This window comes from Salinimonas lutimaris, assembly GCF_005222225.1.
Lineage (GTDB): Bacteria > Pseudomonadota > Gammaproteobacteria > Enterobacterales > Alteromonadaceae > Alteromonas > Alteromonas lutimaris.
In genome coordinates, this window is the sequence record NZ_CP036536.1 from 341130 (window position 1) to 356936 (window position 15807).

Genomic DNA, 15807 nt, shown 5'->3' on the forward strand with positions numbered 1-15807 from the left:
ATTATTTTCCGGTAAGCTTATCAAATAAGTACCCAGAACTTTCTTCATTAAGCGAGACACTATGTTTGGCGGCAAAGGCTCTGAGCTTTCTATCGTATATAGTCATATTACGCTCATCGCGACAGAAGAACTTTATAGTTGCTTCATTCTCGTAATAGTAAGCCCGAATATCGTTTTCACCAGCGTCGATGTTAATGCCTCCATCATTTAGCCAGTAAGCTTTCTGACCAGCGACAAAGTTCTCCTTAGCAAATGACGATAAGATGTCTTCAACTTGCTTAGGCGCTACAGCGAGAAAGTGAGTTTGGCAATAAGGCATGAACATCGGCTTTGGTTGCGTTGTTATCTATCAAGCATAGCTAAGAACTGACTTTGAATATCGATCTTTTTGTCAGTAATCTTTTTTCACTGCGCCAAGCTTGAGCAAGCCATCATAGCGAAAGCAATGCACTCTCTTACATACTCCAGCGCCTGTTTTATAAGCGTTACTACCGTACCTTTGTTAAGCCGAATACTGCCCAAGGTCGGTGGCCCAGAAGCCGTGAAAATAGCAGTTACCTTGCAAAGGGAAGGCTCCTTGATGCACCTGCCTACGCCGGAATTCTCGGTTTCAGTAAGAGGGTTGCTTGAGTGACCACTGACTTCAAAATCAAGCCATCATCAATAAAGTTCATAGGTAAACCTCTGGTAACAGTATAAAACACCTTACTCTTTTCAGATCTCCGCGCAAGTTGCATTTTGCTGTAAAAGTTGTTATTAACACTAAAATTCTGATTAATAAGTATAAAACTGTTATTTTTCCTCAATGCTTTTTCGTGTAATCACCTACTCGAACGGCCTGTTGTGGTTGATGTAGATGTAGCGGTCAATATGACATGGCCAGTCCAGCAACTCTAATTACATGGCCAAAGTCACTGTTCCACTACAGCTAAAACAACTCACAGGTCGGAGCCTGCATTAATTGGGATTGCTCAAATAACTCACAGATCTAAATTTTCCATCAGGTAGATTTAACAACATTAAAATATTATACTTCTGCCGTGGGAGTACCGTTTAGTGAGCTAAGAGCGGTTGAGGATAAATCGTTACCGTTGGAAGGTAAACCACCTTCATTTGATGACAACCTTATCATCCATGGCGATAACCTCGTAGCCATAAAGACGAGCATTTAAATGGAAACGATGACACTAAGTACAAACGCCGTTTGTTTGAGCTATTAACTGAGCACATCAAGACAGCGGTAGATGCCAGTGAACTCATGCTGGAAGCCGCATCAGGTGGTATGTTATTCAGAATGCTGATGGAAAGTAGCTGGGCACAAGAGATCGTACCGGAATTGTCATGAATAAAGTTTTTAGAAAAAGAGATTATTACTCTGTAGATAAAGCACTAAATGGCTTAGATAAATCAGAACAGCGGTCTTTGGTTTAACCATGGCGTTCTTAAGAAAAACATCAAGTGCCAAATTAAGCGGGAAAGTTGGTATCAAGGGTTTTCCCCTAATTCTTGATGAAAACTACCAAGTGCATACCCTCTCCCTGCGATATTTCCTGCATTGTTTGAAGTCAGTTCAACCTTCAAGCCTTGGCACCTACGGAGCACATATATGTGATTTTATAAGCCAGTTAGAAGTAGACGGGAAAGATTTATCGGAAATAGATGATAACTGGCTTGAACAATATAAACAGGCCCTTATTGAGAGAGACCCTGAGGCTGAACACAATACTGAAAATTATGCGAGCCAAGTTTGCAGGAGCGTTATCAGCTACTGCCTGTGGCTTACTGAAAAGGGGTATGAGCCGTATCTTTGCGGCCTCACAAATAACCATAGAATTCAAATCTCCTACAGTCAATCGCTTCGCGTAAAGCACAAAACCATTAAGAACTCGGAAAAAGACAAGCGCCTTATGCAAGCGCCGCGTTCTGATTGGATTGAGCATATAAAGCCGTTTGGCCCACAAAGACCTGATTTAGCAAAAAGATTTGAATTAATGATCGACTGGGGACGCTTAGCGGGACTGAGAGCACACGAAATATGTCAACTTAAATACAAGCACCTTCCGTCAAGAGAAACGGCAGAGAAAGCAATAAAGGCCGAACGGCTAATACCCACAACGCTAACCGTAACAAAAGGTAGCCGTGTAGAGACAGTTAGAGTACCTCCTAGCCTAGTATTAGCAACTAGGGATTACATGGACCTCTATAGAGACCAGATAGTTAAAAAGTTTAAAGAGATACACAAGAAAGATGGTAGTCGCCCTCCTTACACTGAGCCTCAAGCTGTCTTTTTATCAGACAAAACCGGTAAACCGTTAAACTCAATTTCATTCTCAAGTAGCGTAAGAAAAGCCTTTCTAAAAGCAATTGAAGAAGGTCTTCTAACAGAAGATGAGCGCGTGTGGGCGCACGGACTCAGACATAACTTTGTTACTAAGAGTTTAAGTGCAAACGACAAAGCTGACCGAAAGCATCCTGAGCGATTAGCCATGCAGCAGACTAGGCATGGTTCTCCAGAAGCAATGGAGCCCTATTTGCAAGACAGGTATAGCAAGGATTTTAGCTAGTGCCTAGATTAAAGCGTCGAAAGATAGAAGCAAAACCAAAAGCATCTATCAGACATCTTGCGCGAAACGTAGAGTGGAAAATAGTCACAGAATCCGGCTCACCTATTGATGCTGAGTTTATTTCGCATATCCATTATGGAGAAAGGATTTTTGAGCAATTACTTATTTGGAATCGTCGACAAGCAAGTAAAAGAGCCACAGCTAACAATGTTTTGCGCTACCTCAAGTATGTTGCATGGCTTGATGGAGCTGTCAGCTCAAGATCATTGAGTGACTTTAAGAACGCATTAAACACAGGAAATAGCGCCCAAGCTAATTCCAAAGCTCAGGTGTTTGGAATGTGTCGAAATTTCGTTAGCTTTCTAATGTCTGCTGAAGTTATACCAACCGAGCCCCTTCCAAAGAACTTTAAGCTAACCCACAAAGTGGCAAAGCCAACTATCGTGGAGCTAGTGAGAGACGCTGTTGCCGATTTCGCTAGAGACCATATGGATGTAGTGCAAAGCTTGATGGATAAGCAAAGATTGAAATTAGAAGAAGCCAGCGCTGTCGCTTATGGTTCACACATATTAGAGCGTTATCACTCACTGTCTCTGGATAAAATTGAGAATTGGTTTGAAGATTGCCGCACCATTGACGTTGCTATCGAAAGTGTTGGTGATGCAGAATTCTCCGAGCTAATAAAGATAACTGACTTTAGGGCGTCGAAGGGAGATTGGAGAAGCTTAAATTATACTATCCGCAGTCTTCCTTTTGCATTTCGAGTACTGTATGCAAATTACGGGCGTTTGATACCTTCAAGTCTTGAGTGGCCGATAGGACTTGCTGACTTCTGTAAAAACCAAGGATGGCCTCCCAGACGTATACAAGCTGCATTTTTTACTAGCGCTTATAATCTACAATATTTTCTAGTTGCAGCACTTTCCCACAAAGAACTCGCTCCAAACGTCGACAGTGTAGCTTTTTATGCCTATACCAATGCCTTCATTCCATCTTCTGAAAAGGGAATGATGTCTGTTCATTTTGGAAAGAAGCGAGGTGCAGCTACACAGAAAGACATCTCAAGAAAGGAACGAATATGCGCGGCCTTTTATGCTTATCAGAATCGACTTAAATCACTCCTATCAAAAGTACCAAGAGGCCAAGAATGGCTTCGCAAAGAAAACTGCGAATTGTTTATTCATTACACCAAAAACAATGGACAACACTCAATACGAACATTTGATAGGTCATCGACAGCTCACATGGTGAGAAGGGTTACAAAAGAATTCGCGTCGCAACATTCTGAGTTCGAACCGCTTGTCGCAGCTAAGGTCACTGGAGAAAATTTTAGACCGACAATCAGCGCTCTCGATATTCTATCTGGTGGTACGTTAGGAAAACTGAAACACAAACTAAACCATAAGAGTCTGTCAACGACAGAGAGTTATGGCGTAAGAGTGGCGACACAATCAATTCACGATAGAAAGCTTAAAAGTTTCCAAGATTACTTAATTTCCAATCGAAACAACAATCTTCCTGATACTGGAACGGGCTACCAGTGTGGACAGGCGGAAAATTCAAATGTTGTTTGCTCCGGTGTAGGGATGTGTTTCGCCTGTGAAGCAAGGCGAGTGGTGTTGAAGGACACAAAATTAATTGCCGAGTGGAAAGCTTATGCAGAGTGGATTAAAAAGAATGAACAGCGCCTTAGATTTAATAATGTGGAACGATGGGACAATCATTGGCAACTGAAACTGGCCGAGTATGAAGCACTATTAGCGGAGTGCACAAAAGCAGAGGTTAGGGCGGCTGAGACTCTGGCTCGTAATATCAAAGTACCATTTATGGATTAGACAAATGCAAACACTCGGGCTCAAACACCATGATCAATTGAATCCGGAAGTAAAAAGTGAAGCGCCTGACTTCTGGTGGTTGGGTAGTGATTCAGATGCAGATATTTGGCGCTTTAAGCCAGACGGTCACTCTGTCTTATCAGCATTTACAGTAAAGTGGACTCCTAACACTGGTAGGATTGAAAAAACGGATCTTGGTCGATGGGTTCAATGGAAAGAATATGCCCAGAAATTGGTTATAGCGATAATGGAGTCAGGCCTGACAAACGTCTCTAAACCGATAACACTTGCCAGTTATGCAAGAGAAGTGAGATCTGTTTGCATGTGGTTTTACTTCACTCATCGAATGCATCATATTTCAGAAGTTACAAGAGAACATATAGAGGTTTACGAGGATCATATCAAAGAGTCTGAATGCACGAGCAATCACGCCTTAACCAAACTCAACATTCTCAACATGATGTGGAAGTTAAGAGAGCACGTCGGCTCCGGCTTGGCGTTTTTGCCCTACCACAATGGACAGCTAGGACCAAAAGCAAGGCGGCTGGGCGTTCGAGGAAAACGAACTAAGACTATTCCACCAATGGAGTTTTTTTCACTTTTGGACCAAGTGCTAAAAGAGGTGGAAGGCGCTGATGAATGGCTGTACAAGCTCGAAGTTTATCTAACGCTAAAAACTAAACATGGTCTCAACTGTTCGTGGCACTACACGAAAGAGTTTGGCGAGTCTACTCAGATATTATTCAAGCGAATTCGAGTAATTTATGCCGCTGCAATCGTAACTATTTTATCTTTAACAGCGATGCGGAAACATGAAGCGACTGTACTAAAATATAGTGACGCGATAAAAGCATTTAATGAAGATTCAGTGCTCATTGGAGCCGAACACAAAACTTCCCATACAGAGACAGGAAAAACAACGAAGCGACCGCTTCCGGAAGAAGGTATAAGGGCATTAAAAGTCATTCTTGAACTCACTAAATATCAAAGAACTAAGGCTTCAGACCCTGAGAGACTTCTGCTACGCCTGCCATTTCAACACACTGTCGGTGGAGATAAAAAAGCGAGTGAATACGTTAATACGAGAGTCCTTTACAACATATTTGATGCATTAACGGATCATATATCATTCGGTTACAAATTGCGGCCGCATATGCTGAGAAGAGCTTTTGCGATGACATGGACATGGCGATTTGAGATAGGAGATCTCGAGCACCTAGCTAGATTTCTCTACCATAATAATCACGTCTTCACTGAAATTTATGTTGATGATCCAGATGTATATGAATTCCTGCCTGAAGAGATGCAACGCTATACCGCAAGAGTCTTTGAGCAAGCGTTCTTAGGAGATAATGACATAAAGGGTGGCGTTGCTCCATTGGTATCAAAGTACATAAGACTAATAAGGCAAAAAGTAAACGTCATTGAACCAGAAACGGTTCGTGTTTTCGTCGCCAAGTTGATTGATAAGTTTAATTACGAAGTAATCCCAAATGCCGACGGATATTGTTTCATGTCAAGCGGCAGGAGTAGCCGAGCGAAATGCTCAACTGATGGAGTTAATCCAGATTATTCTAATCGAAATGAAGAACACTGTAGTGGTTGCCCAAATTTTGGGGTAGACGCACCAAGAGTAGGATACTGGGAAAAGCGTCGAGATGCCCATAAGGCTGTTGAGATAACCTCAAATGACAAGCTAATGGTGGACGCCTCAAGAAAAGGGGTAAAACGTGCTGAGCACATTATAAGCATGTTTAAAGAGGTGGATTAGGGTGAGAAAAAGAATAAGCTCAAGTGAATTTGTGGCAGCAATAAAAGAATCGCTTAAAGATCTAGTTGAGAAGGGAGAATCGATTAATCAAACCTTAGTCATTAACAATGCAAGAACTCGAAATGGCCAGCCGGTTGGCAAAACCACACTTTACAGAAAGAATGACAGCACCGGTGAGGCTATACATCAGGATTTAATTGATGACATAGAAGCTGCGAAGAACGAGACTAAAAAGAAGAAGGGTAGGAAAACGCGTGGTGAGACCATAGATAGTTTGAAGAAGGATAAGGCTGCTCTTGAAAAGGAAAAACAAGGTCTCGTTAACAAGGTTGTCGAGCAGGAGGCTCAAATCATTCAACAACAACGAGGGGAAGGCATACATTCTTCTTTGTTAAAATCATTTGAAGCGGAATTGTACGTCGCACATAGCCTTCTTCTGAAAAGGTATCCGGCGCTTAAAGATTTCAAGTCTCTCGTTTCAGAATTCGAGAGAAAGCATAAAGATACAGAGTATTTAGAGCACTTAAAAAAGCGTATTGAGGCGTTAGATGCAGACATCCAATACTCTACTGTTTATGACGCAAAGTTTAGAAATAATCATCGCTGAGAGTTTAGTATAGTAAAAGTTGTGCTATACTCTCTGTAAGTCTTATAGATAAAGAGTTTGAAGGAATAGTATATGAATCGCGGTATTAATAAAGTCATCCTGGTGGGAAACCTTGGTACCGATCCAGAAGTAAGATACATGCCTAACGGTAACGCCGTAGCAAACCTGAGCCTGGCCACCAGTGAGAGTTGGAAGGACCAGCAGGGTCAGCTGCAGGAGCGCACAGAATGGCACCGTCTGACTATGTATCGTCGTCTGGCGGAAGTAGCCGGTGAGTACCTGAAAAAAGGCTCACAGATCTATGTAGAAGGTAAACTGCAGACCCGCAAATGGCAGGATCAGCAAGGCCAGGATCGCTACACCACAGAAATCATTGTTGACCAGATGCAAATGCTGGGTGGCCGTAATGAAGGCGGCAACCAGGGCGGTGGTGCCCCGCGCCAGCAGCAAGGTGGTGGTCAGGGTAACTACGGCAACAACCAGGGTGGCGGTTTCAACCAGAACCAGGGCGGTGGTTATCAGCAACAACAGCGCCCGCCGCAGCAGAATCAGAACATGGGTAATCAGGGTGGCAACCAGCAAGGTGGCCAGAAGCCGCCAATGGCTGAACCTGATTTTGACTTTGACGACGATATTCCGTTCTAGGAAACGCTGTCAGGTTAACTACACTAAGGGCTTGTTTTTACAAGCCCTTTTTTATACCTGTTTGAAAGTTAAAATGCCTCATTGAGGCTGATGAGCGGAATGCCGCGCACCCGCATCGCATCAAGGGCAAGCATGTGGGTGATGGGGTCTGTGGTGTCGGTACACTCTTCAATAACTTTGGGCTGGTATTTGGCGGCGGCGGGGGACAGTGCGGTGTGAATAACACAGTTGTGGGTCATCATGCCGGTGAGCAGGATGTGTTGTACGCCCATTTCCTGTAGCAAGTCCTCAAGCCCGGTTTGGGCAAAACAGTCAGCGTGGCGTTTGGTGATAACCGGCGCGTCCGAAGCGGCGGCCATGATCGCAGGGTGTATACTGGCACCTTGTGAGCCCTCATAAAAGAACAGTCCTTCTCCCATCTCCGGTGCCACCAGGTGCTGGATGTGAATAACCGGTACTCCGCTGTCCTGGGCTTTTTCTATGGCTCTGAGGTTTTTTTCCAGAATGGCTTCAGGCTGATGTAACGGGTATTTGCCCTGCGGGAAATAGTCGTTTTGATTATCAATCACAATCAGTGCTTGTTTTGTCATAAGAACATGCTCCGGTTCAGGTATGAATGTGATTATCAGTGTGCATCAATAGCAGATGGCATCGTAGTGGCAGATATGCCATGAAGCGCGCTGAATACGCCAATATCAATACCGCATATTCCTGACAAATGTGAACAGCACAGCAAATGCAGAACAGCACGGCTGACCGCAGTACACTGCGCAGCTACAGCACGGGTTCTGCTATTTCCTTACGTTAGGTGGTATAATCGGGCTTTACTTAACGAAGAAAGAACCTGTTCTGGCATGCCGCAAGCTGCAAAACCGTATCTGACTACTGACAAACTTTCCTCAGCAAAACGGATTTTGTATATGAGTCACCTGGCTTTAGGTGATTATGTTTATCAGGGCGCCTTATTAAAGCAACTGCACGATGACTATCCGCATCTGTCGATTGATGTATGGTTTGACGATTGTCGTGAAAGCCCTAAAGAATGGGCAGCCGGACGTAATCATATACTGTCCCAGTGGCTGGAACATGAGCCGCATATTGACCAGTTATATCCTATTGCACACAACAAGGCTGAACGTAAAAAAGCCATTGAACGGGCGCGTGCCAGCGGCTATGACGCAGTGGTGTTTTTTACCACCCTGCGCAGCCACCGGTTTGCTGATATCGCCCTGACTATTGCAGATGGCAAGCCGGTTTATGGGGCCCACGAAACCGAAGTGCTGCGCCGCATCCGGCATCGTAAACTGTTTGCCAGACTGGCCGGTCAGGTATTATTGTCACCCAGCGAAAATTTCAGCCATATCAGTCAGTTTTATCGTCACTACTTTGAGCAGCTGCTGGCTTTTCGGCACCCGCCGTCAGATTATCTGCGTATTACCGTGCCGCAACAGTATCAGGCACAGGCCCGGCAGTGGAAGGAGCGACACGCCGCCGGCAAACCGCTGGTGCTGCTTAATCATCTGTCCACCACGGCTAAACGAGATTGGCGTTTGTCTCAGGTGACCGGGTTTATTATGCAGCTGCAACAAAAAGTGGCAGGCGTGTATGTGGTGATTAACGCGCTTGAGCACCAGCACGAGGAGATTCAAACGGCGTTAAAAGCACACGGGCTTGAGTCTGACACCAGTTTATTTTGTGCCACAGAACATTTTCTGGAACTACCGGCAATGCTGGAACAGGCTGATTTGGTGGTGAGTGTGGAAACCGCCATTATGCATCTGGCCGCCTCGGTCGGTACGCCGTGTATCTCGCTGGTTCGCGAGCAAGCTGCACAATGGTTTCCGCTGGGCCCGGGCAAGGTCCTGATTGCCGGAAACCGGGTTGATACTATTGCCCCGGCCATGGTGATCGGGGCGGCTGTTAGTTTACTGCACGGCTAGGGACGTCAGCCGGTTTACCACAACAGGCTGACAGATGCCTGGCCGTAGGTTTCATCAAACACATTGCGCCCGTAAGTCACAATAGTTTGTAGCTGGTAATCATAAAACGGCTGGCTGTTCAGGACTTGCAGCTCGTGCCCTGTGACATAATCGTCAGACTCATTATACTGATTGGCGTATTTCAGCTGCCAGTAGGTGTCCATGTCCTGCTGAAAATCCACTGCAATGGTATGAATCTGCGCGGGTATGGCATCGGCAAACTCCCGTCGGTCCGCGGCCCAGTGTCCAAATACTCTGCCTTTGTTGGTATTGCCTGCCGGATAAATACCATTGGTATACCAGGCTGTCTTCCACTGATTATATTCATAGCGCAGGGACAATCGCTGGGTTAGCGCTGGCAAAAATACCCCGCCGCTCATTGACTGATTTCCCAGGCTATAGTTGCTGCCGCCCTGAGTATCTTCACCGGCGTATTCAAAGTACAGCTCAGCGGGCATGGCACCATCAATGTAAAAGGTGCTGGTGACAGAGGCTATCTGATCGCCGGCTTCACTGTTACGCTCCTCATCACTGTAGGAATTATCATTTCCGGCCGGATCGTAAAAGGCTTTAAGCACATCGCTAAAATCGGTGTCACGGGGGCCACCGCCAAACTGCATAATCCGGTTAACCGCCAGCTTCCAGCCTTCAACAGGTTCTACACTAATATGCACCCCAGCTACCCGTGGGCTGCCGTCAAATGTTTCACCGGCAAACCGAATACCGTCAGGCACTTCATCAAGCTGGGTGTAGAATAATTCAAAATCCAGATTCCACCAGTTGTGGGCGGGTGCCACCATGCCGATGGACACCGACGGCGACGCCTTGGCATTGGTAGAAAACAGCTGGCCGGAAAATCTAAAAGGTGAGAACCAGTGTTCTTTATACCCTATGGTCAGCTGTAAATCCTCACCGGCCAGGGCAACAAACGTATTGTAAGGTACCAGCTCACCGCTGTGAGGACGGTATTCCATACCGCCTTGTACCAGCATGGCCTGATTCGGGCGCCATAACCCTTCTGCAAACACCTGTCCCCATGTATCTGATGATAGTCCGCGCTGGTTAGGCAGCGGCATGGTTTCATCGCTATCATAGCGTAGCGTGGCGCCGGCCCGTGACAGGGTAAGCTCGCCCCGATAGCGGTTAAGCTGCTGATTGATCGACTGATACAATGCAGGATGGGTATCTTTTGCCTGGGCCAGTGCGGTTTCAATCACACTGATGCGATACGGCTTGCTCATCGGCACGCCAGTAGTGACGGCAAACAGACGGTCAATCTGATGCTCCAGCTGATGGTCGTACCCAACAGGTAAAAATGCGGTCGGCGTTGCCAGAGCCGGGGCACTAAGCAGCAAGCTGAACAAACTGGCTGTAGTGAGCAGCCGAGGCAAAGAGGGAAGCATGGTGGATCCTGTGCAATAAAAACCGGCGCATCATAGCAAATAACCTTACGTAACTCAGCAGCCACTTGTTATTGTGGTGTTAACGTGCAGGTAAGTGCTCACAAAAGCACAGAAAATAGCTGAAAAAAAACGGGCCACGGTGGCCCGTTGTGAACGTGGCTAGCGCAGTGAGTGCAAAAAGTGCATGTGTTTGTGGTAATGCTCAACAATATCATTGATCACCGCGGCCTGTGGCCAGCCCATGATATCGTAGTCCTGTCCACCCTCACGCAGGTGAACTTCTGCCCGGTAATACACATCATCGGACTCATCTTCATCGTCATCCAGACTGTATTCCGGACGATCATACGAAATACGGCGCACTTCATAGTGAAAGTCGTAGGTATCTTCAATTTCAATAGTAAATACCAGTCGCCCGGGCTTTGTTGACTCAATCAAGGCTTCCACATTATGCTCTTCTAGCTGCCTGGCAACCCGCTCCATGGCGCTACGTACTTCGCTATTGATATACGTACTGACATTTTTCTTACTCGGGTAATCCAGAATACTGGCAAGTCTGGCTTCCCAGGAAGCGCCGTCAGGATTGCCAATCATGACCGGTGAGGTGGTTTGCTGCAGGCTTTCGCGTTTCACCATATCTACCTTTAGCGCCTTGAGCAGTCCGTAGGTGGCAACCAGTATCACAACGGCAAAGGGCAGTGCACTAGCAATGGTCATGGTCTGTAGCGCACCCAGTCCGCCAACCAGCAGCAAAATAGCCGCCACGATACCTTCTGAACTGGCCCAGAAAATACGCTGCCACAGGGGAGTATTATCGCTGCCATTTGAACATAGCATATCCACGACCATCGAACCTGAGTCACAGGAGGTCACAAAAAAAACAATAACCATACAGGTACCGATGAACGACAGCACTCCGGCCATCGGAAAGTTTTCCAGAAAGGCAAACAGGGAGATCGCCACATCTTCAGACACAGCGGTGGCCAGCATATCTTTGCCCTGGTTCATAATAAGATCGATAGCCGAATTACCAAATACGGTCATCCAGAACAGGGTAAAGCCGGTGGGTACAAACAGCACACCAATACAGAATTCGCGAATAGTACGGCCGCGGGAAACCCGGGCAATAAATAAGCCGACAAACGGTGCCCATGATACCCACCAACCCCAGTACAGAATTGTCCAGCCGCCCAGCCAGTCGGTTTTTTCATAGGCATACAGATTAAAGGTGTATTGCACCAGATCTGACATATACGCCCCGGTGTTTTGTACAAACGCCTGCAACAGGTAAATGGTCGGGCCCAGTATTAAAATGGTCACCAGCAACAGTACTGCCAGTCCCATATTCAACTCAGATAAGCGGCGAATGCCTTTATCCAGACCGGTGGTCACGGAAATGATAGCCAGCAGGCTGACGCCGACAATCAGTGCCATCTGCACGCCGGTACTTTTTTCCAGGCCAAACAGGTAATTGAGCCCGGAGTTGACCTGTTCCACGCCGTACCCCAGTGAGGTCGCCACCCCAAAGACAGTGCCAATCACTGCAAAAATATCAACAGCGTGACCAATCGGGCCGTAAATGCGGTCGCCAATCAGCGGATACAGAGCCGAGCGCAGCGTGAGCGGCAAGCCATGACGATAACTGAAAAAAGCCAGAATCAGGGCTACGATGGCGTAAATAGCCCAGGCATGCAGGCCCCAATGGAAGAATGTCAGTTTCAGCGCTTCTTTGGCGGCATCAACGGTCTGGCCTTCCCCCAAGGGAGGATTCATAAAGTGCATAACCGGCTCGGCTACGCCAAAGAACATCAAACCAATGCCCATGCCGGCCGAAAACAGCATGGCAAACCAGGTGATATAGCTGTAATCAGGGGTGGAATGGTCCGGGCCGAGTTTGATTTCTCCGTAACGGGAAAGGCTGAGAAAGACCACCACAATAAAGATAATCGCAACAGTCAGTACGTAGAACCAGCTTGCGTTAACAACAATTAAATCCTGCAGGGATTCAAAAAAGGTAGCTCCGGCTTTGGGGAACAAAGCGGTAAATAAAAGTAATGCTGCTATCAGAGCGGTCGCACTGTAGAACACCGGCGGATTTAGTTTCCCTTTCGGTCGGTTTTCCTGCATATCAGTCCCATTTGTTGTGATTATTAAAGCAATCGGCTGCTTTATTCTTGTACGTTATTTACCCGTGCTAAACGGACAAACGTTAGTAGTCTAACAATTTGTGAGGAGGCATCACAAACGCGGTGCTTTTTTATCCGGTTATGATTACGGCATAAAAGGAGAAACAGAGCTTTATGATTTGACTGGTTTTTTTAATAGAGTAAGTCCGGCGCACAGGAATGAAAAGTCACCTGATAAGAGGTAGGTGAAGGAGCGCCGGTCAGGATTTATGCGTAATTTCTGGTGGTTCCGCGCACAATGACTGAGGGAGATAATATGTGTGGTAACGATTGGCGGCCATCGCCGTACACCTGATTAAGCAACCAGTTGGCAGCAATTTCACCAATATGCCTGACCGGGTAGTCTACCGTGGTCAGCTTAGGCGTCAGATAGCTGGCAAAATCAATGTTATCAAACCCGATGACCGAAATATCCTCAGGTACCCGCCATCCATTGATACGCAGGGTATTAATCGCACCCGACGCCATTTCATCGTTACCACAGGCCACAGCGGTAAACGGCACCTGCCGATCGATAATAGCCTGCATACAGCGCTCGCCCGACTCAGCCTGAAAGGTGCCTTCACTGAACAGGGCGTCGGTATAGGGAATACCAAACTCAGCCAGTGCCCGTTTGTGGCCCTCCAGCCGGGTTTGCGCATCGGCCTTGAACATGGCGCCGCTAAGATAGGCAATGTCACGATGGCCTGCGTCCAGTAAGTGTCGGGTAGCCAGATAACCGCCCATTTCATTATTCAGACTGATACACCGATCGCCAATTGCCTCAATGTAGCGGTTAACAATAACCATCGGCACATCCTGCGCGGCCAGGTTGATAAGATAGTCATCACTGACTGCCTCTACATGCAGAATCAGTGCATCACAACGCCGGCTGAGCAGAGCATCAATTTCCCGCTGCTCCTGCTTTTCATCACTGTGCCCGGCGACCACGAACATATGCTTGTTAGCATGTCGCAGCACTTTTTCCGTGCCCGCCATCATGGCACCAAAGAAAGAGCCATGCAGTTCCGGCACTACATAACCGATGGTATGGGTTTTGTTGGACGCTAGCGAGGCCGCGATAGTGTTATGGCGGTAGCCCAGCGTTGCCATGGCTTCAAGCACCTGCAGTCGGGTTTTTTCCTTCACTGTGTCGGTGTTATTGATCACTCTGGAAACTGTAGCAGACGATACGCCTGCCAGTTCACTTACCTGTTTAATTGTTACCATGCAGAATTGTTCCGGCTATGCCCTTGGTGGTGACGCATTTTTTTGCAGGCTGATAATGTAATAAAAAACCAGATAAATAAACAGCTTATCCGGTGTCATCAGCCGACCTTCAGCGACGGATATATCGCTTCAGATAATCCTCATGCGGCGGCAGCTTGGTAATAGTATGGGTGATCTGCTGTCGAATCTGCCCCAGAAATGCTTCCAGCTCCTGCCTGCTCATGGTATCTACCAGCGGATGGTAGCTGGCCGGACGCAGTCCCTGACCAATCATGACCTGCTGCCATGAATCATCAAACAGTTCACTGCCCTCGCGAAAAACCCGACCGGTATGCCGGAATAAGTCAATGCGATGGCGCAGCGAGGCGGGTACATCCATTTGCCGGCAATGACGCCAGAACGGGCTGTCGGTCCGGTTGGTCACATGATAGTGCAAGATGATGAAGTCGCGGATGTGCTCAATATCAAAATCCGCCTGGCGATTAAACTCATCAATATCTTGCTGATGAATCTGATTGGCGGCTGGGAACATCCGCAAAAAGCGCACAATATTCTGCTGAATCAAATGAATACTGGTGGACTCCAGTGGCTCCAGAAAGCCACTGGCCAGGCCAAGGGCCAGGCAGTTACGATTCCACTGTTTACGGCGGCGTCCGGTGCGAAACTTAATGACTTTTGGCTCGTTGAGCACTTGCCCCTGAACCTGGGAAAGCAGATTTCCGATGATCTCATCATCAGATTTATACTGACTGCAAAATACCATGCCATTGCCCACCCGGTGTTGTAGCGGAATACGCCACTGCCAGCCAGCATCATGGGCAATACAACGGGTGTAGGGCAGAGGCGGGGCAACCGACTCGGTTTGCACCGCTACGGCGCTGTCGCAGGGGAGCCAGTGAGACCAGTCTTCGTAACCGGTGTGCAGGGCTTTTTCAATCAGTAAGCCCTGAAAGCCGGTGCAGTCGATAAAAAAGTCTCCGCTGATCACCTCCCCGTTGTCCAGGTGCAGACTGTCAATATGACCATCTTCAGCTCGCCGGCTGACCTTTTCTATCTTTGCGTCGATACGCGTCAGGCCTTCTTGCTCTGCCAGCTGGCGTAAAAAGGCCGCATAGCGAGAGGCATCAATATGAAACGCATAGTTCAGCCCGTTATTGGGTAGGTGCGCAAAGCGGCCTGACTCGGCAGCCTGACGTTCTAAGCAGTAATCGCCAAAATCTGTGGCCAGCCCTTCCTGTTGTCCGCGTAACCAGAAATGCTGAAAACCGGCTGCCCAGCTATCTTTACCAGTCACACCAAACGCGTGCAGGTACTGATGTCCGATATCGGTCCAGTTTTCAAACTGAATCCCCAGCTTGAAGGTGGCATTGGTGGCCGCCATGAATTCCTGTTCGCTGATGCGCAGCAGTTTATGAAAAAATACCAGCGTTGGGATGGTGGCTTCCCCCACGCCTACCGTGCCGATGTCGGAGCTTTCAACCAGTGTTACGCTCACCCGATCTTTCATTACCCGGGTCAGGGCTGCCGCAGCCATCCAGCCGGCAGTACCGCCGCCGGCAATAACAACATGGGTTTTAGAAGATGCTGACATAGTATTACTCCGGTAAA

General features: G+C 47.3%; 13 protein-coding genes. 7 read left to right on the forward strand and 6 right to left on the reverse strand.

Features of this window, described 5'->3' with window-relative positions:
• Position 1: 1 nt before the first annotated feature.
• On the reverse strand, positions 2–325 hold the full coding sequence (locus tag EZV72_RS01480) for a hypothetical protein (protein ID WP_061093926.1): 324 nt from the start codon (positions 323–325) through the stop codon (positions 2–4).
• Positions 326–1204: 879 nt separating this feature from the next.
• Here EZV72_RS01480 and EZV72_RS01485 point away from each other — a divergent pair.
• The 6 genes from EZV72_RS01485 to ssb all read left to right on the forward strand — a co-directional run bounded on the left by EZV72_RS01485 (position 1205) and on the right by ssb (position 7422).
• Positions 1205–1345: a hypothetical protein gene (locus tag EZV72_RS01485; RefSeq protein WP_217495171.1), complete on the forward strand. Its 141-nt coding sequence runs from the start codon at positions 1205–1207 to the stop codon at positions 1343–1345.
• Positions 1346–1433: 88 nt separating this feature from the next.
• Positions 1434–2564, forward strand: a complete 1131-nt coding sequence (locus tag EZV72_RS01490) for a site-specific integrase (RefSeq protein WP_137165565.1) — start codon at positions 1434–1436, stop codon at positions 2562–2564.
• On the forward strand, positions 2564–4399 hold the full coding sequence (locus EZV72_RS01495) for a hypothetical protein (protein WP_137165566.1): 1836 nt from the start codon (positions 2564–2566) through the stop codon (positions 4397–4399). The genes EZV72_RS01490 and EZV72_RS01495 overlap by 1 nt, the downstream gene beginning before the upstream one ends.
• Positions 4400–4403: 4 nt before the next feature.
• A complete protein-coding gene (locus tag EZV72_RS01500) occupies positions 4404–6170 on the forward strand; it encodes a site-specific integrase (RefSeq protein WP_137165567.1) in 1767 nt (588 codons plus the stop codon).
• Position 6171: 1 nt separating this feature from the next.
• The gene (locus tag EZV72_RS01505) at positions 6172–6777 is read left to right on the forward strand and encodes a hypothetical protein (RefSeq protein ID WP_137165568.1); all 606 of its coding nucleotides are present in this window, start codon (positions 6172–6174) and stop codon (positions 6775–6777) included.
• A 72-nt stretch (positions 6778–6849) separates the two neighbouring features.
• Positions 6850–7422, forward strand: coding sequence for a single-stranded DNA-binding protein (gene ssb / locus EZV72_RS01510; RefSeq protein WP_137165569.1), 573 nt, complete (start codon positions 6850–6852; stop codon positions 7420–7422).
• 68 nt (positions 7423–7490) lie between these two features.
• Here ssb and EZV72_RS01515 read toward each other — a convergent pair whose 3' ends face one another.
• Positions 7491–8012, reverse strand: a complete 522-nt coding sequence (locus EZV72_RS01515; protein WP_137165570.1) for a cysteine hydrolase family protein — start codon at positions 8010–8012, stop codon at positions 7491–7493.
• A 330-nt stretch (positions 8013–8342) separates the two neighbouring features.
• Here EZV72_RS01515 and EZV72_RS01520 point away from each other — a divergent pair, with 330 nt between their 5' ends.
• The gene (locus EZV72_RS01520) at positions 8343–9362 is read left to right on the forward strand and encodes a glycosyltransferase family 9 protein (protein WP_175405024.1); all 1020 of its coding nucleotides are present in this window, start codon (positions 8343–8345) and stop codon (positions 9360–9362) included.
• Between the two features lie 14 nt (positions 9363–9376).
• Here EZV72_RS01520 and EZV72_RS01525 read toward each other — a convergent pair whose 3' ends face one another.
• The 4 genes from EZV72_RS01525 to EZV72_RS01540 form a co-directional block, all read right to left on the reverse strand.
• Positions 9377–10804: a capsule assembly Wzi family protein gene (locus EZV72_RS01525; RefSeq protein WP_137165572.1), complete on the reverse strand. Its 1428-nt coding sequence runs from the start codon at positions 10802–10804 to the stop codon at positions 9377–9379.
• Between the two features lie 159 nt (positions 10805–10963).
• On the reverse strand, positions 10964–12931 hold the full coding sequence (locus tag EZV72_RS01530; protein ID WP_137165573.1) for a BCCT family transporter: 1968 nt from the start codon (positions 12929–12931) through the stop codon (positions 10964–10966).
• Positions 12932–13197: 266 nt separating this feature from the next.
• Positions 13198–14199 (reverse strand): LacI family DNA-binding transcriptional regulator, encoded by a 1002-nt coding sequence (locus tag EZV72_RS01535; protein ID WP_137165574.1) that lies wholly within the window; start codon positions 14197–14199, stop codon positions 13198–13200.
• A gap of 109 nt (positions 14200–14308) precedes the next feature.
• On the reverse strand, positions 14309–15790 hold the full coding sequence (locus EZV72_RS01540) for a tryptophan halogenase family protein (RefSeq protein WP_137165575.1): 1482 nt from the start codon (positions 15788–15790) through the stop codon (positions 14309–14311).
• Positions 15791–15807 lie beyond the last annotated feature (17 nt).

Excerpts from the sequence above, each read along its gene's own strand:
- EZV72_RS01480 (WP_061093926.1), bottom strand. The coding sequence starts at position 325 with ATGTTCATGCCTTATTGCCAAACTCACTTTCTCGCTGTAGCGCCTAAG.
- EZV72_RS01490 (WP_137165565.1), top strand. The coding sequence starts at position 1,434 with ATGGCGTTCTTAAGAAAAACATCAAGTGCCAAATTAAGCGGGAAAGTT.
- EZV72_RS01500 (WP_137165567.1), top strand. The coding sequence starts at position 4,404 with ATGCAAACACTCGGGCTCAAACACCATGATCAATTGAATCCGGAAGTA.
- ssb (WP_137165569.1), top strand. The coding sequence starts at position 6,850 with ATGAATCGCGGTATTAATAAAGTCATCCTGGTGGGAAACCTTGGTACC.
- EZV72_RS01515 (WP_137165570.1), bottom strand. The coding sequence starts at position 8,012 with ATGACAAAACAAGCACTGATTGTGATTGATAATCAAAACGACTATTTC.
- EZV72_RS01520 (WP_175405024.1), top strand. The coding sequence starts at position 8,343 with ATGAGTCACCTGGCTTTAGGTGATTATGTTTATCAGGGCGCCTTATTA.
- EZV72_RS01525 (WP_137165572.1), bottom strand. The coding sequence starts at position 10,804 with ATGCTTCCCTCTTTGCCTCGGCTGCTCACTACAGCCAGTTTGTTCAGC.
- EZV72_RS01530 (WP_137165573.1), bottom strand. The coding sequence starts at position 12,931 with ATGCAGGAAAACCGACCGAAAGGGAAACTAAATCCGCCGGTGTTCTAC.
- EZV72_RS01535 (WP_137165574.1), bottom strand. The coding sequence starts at position 14,199 with ATGGTAACAATTAAACAGGTAAGTGAACTGGCAGGCGTATCGTCTGCT.
- EZV72_RS01540 (WP_137165575.1), bottom strand. The coding sequence starts at position 15,790 with ATGTCAGCATCTTCTAAAACCCATGTTGTTATTGCCGGCGGCGGTACT.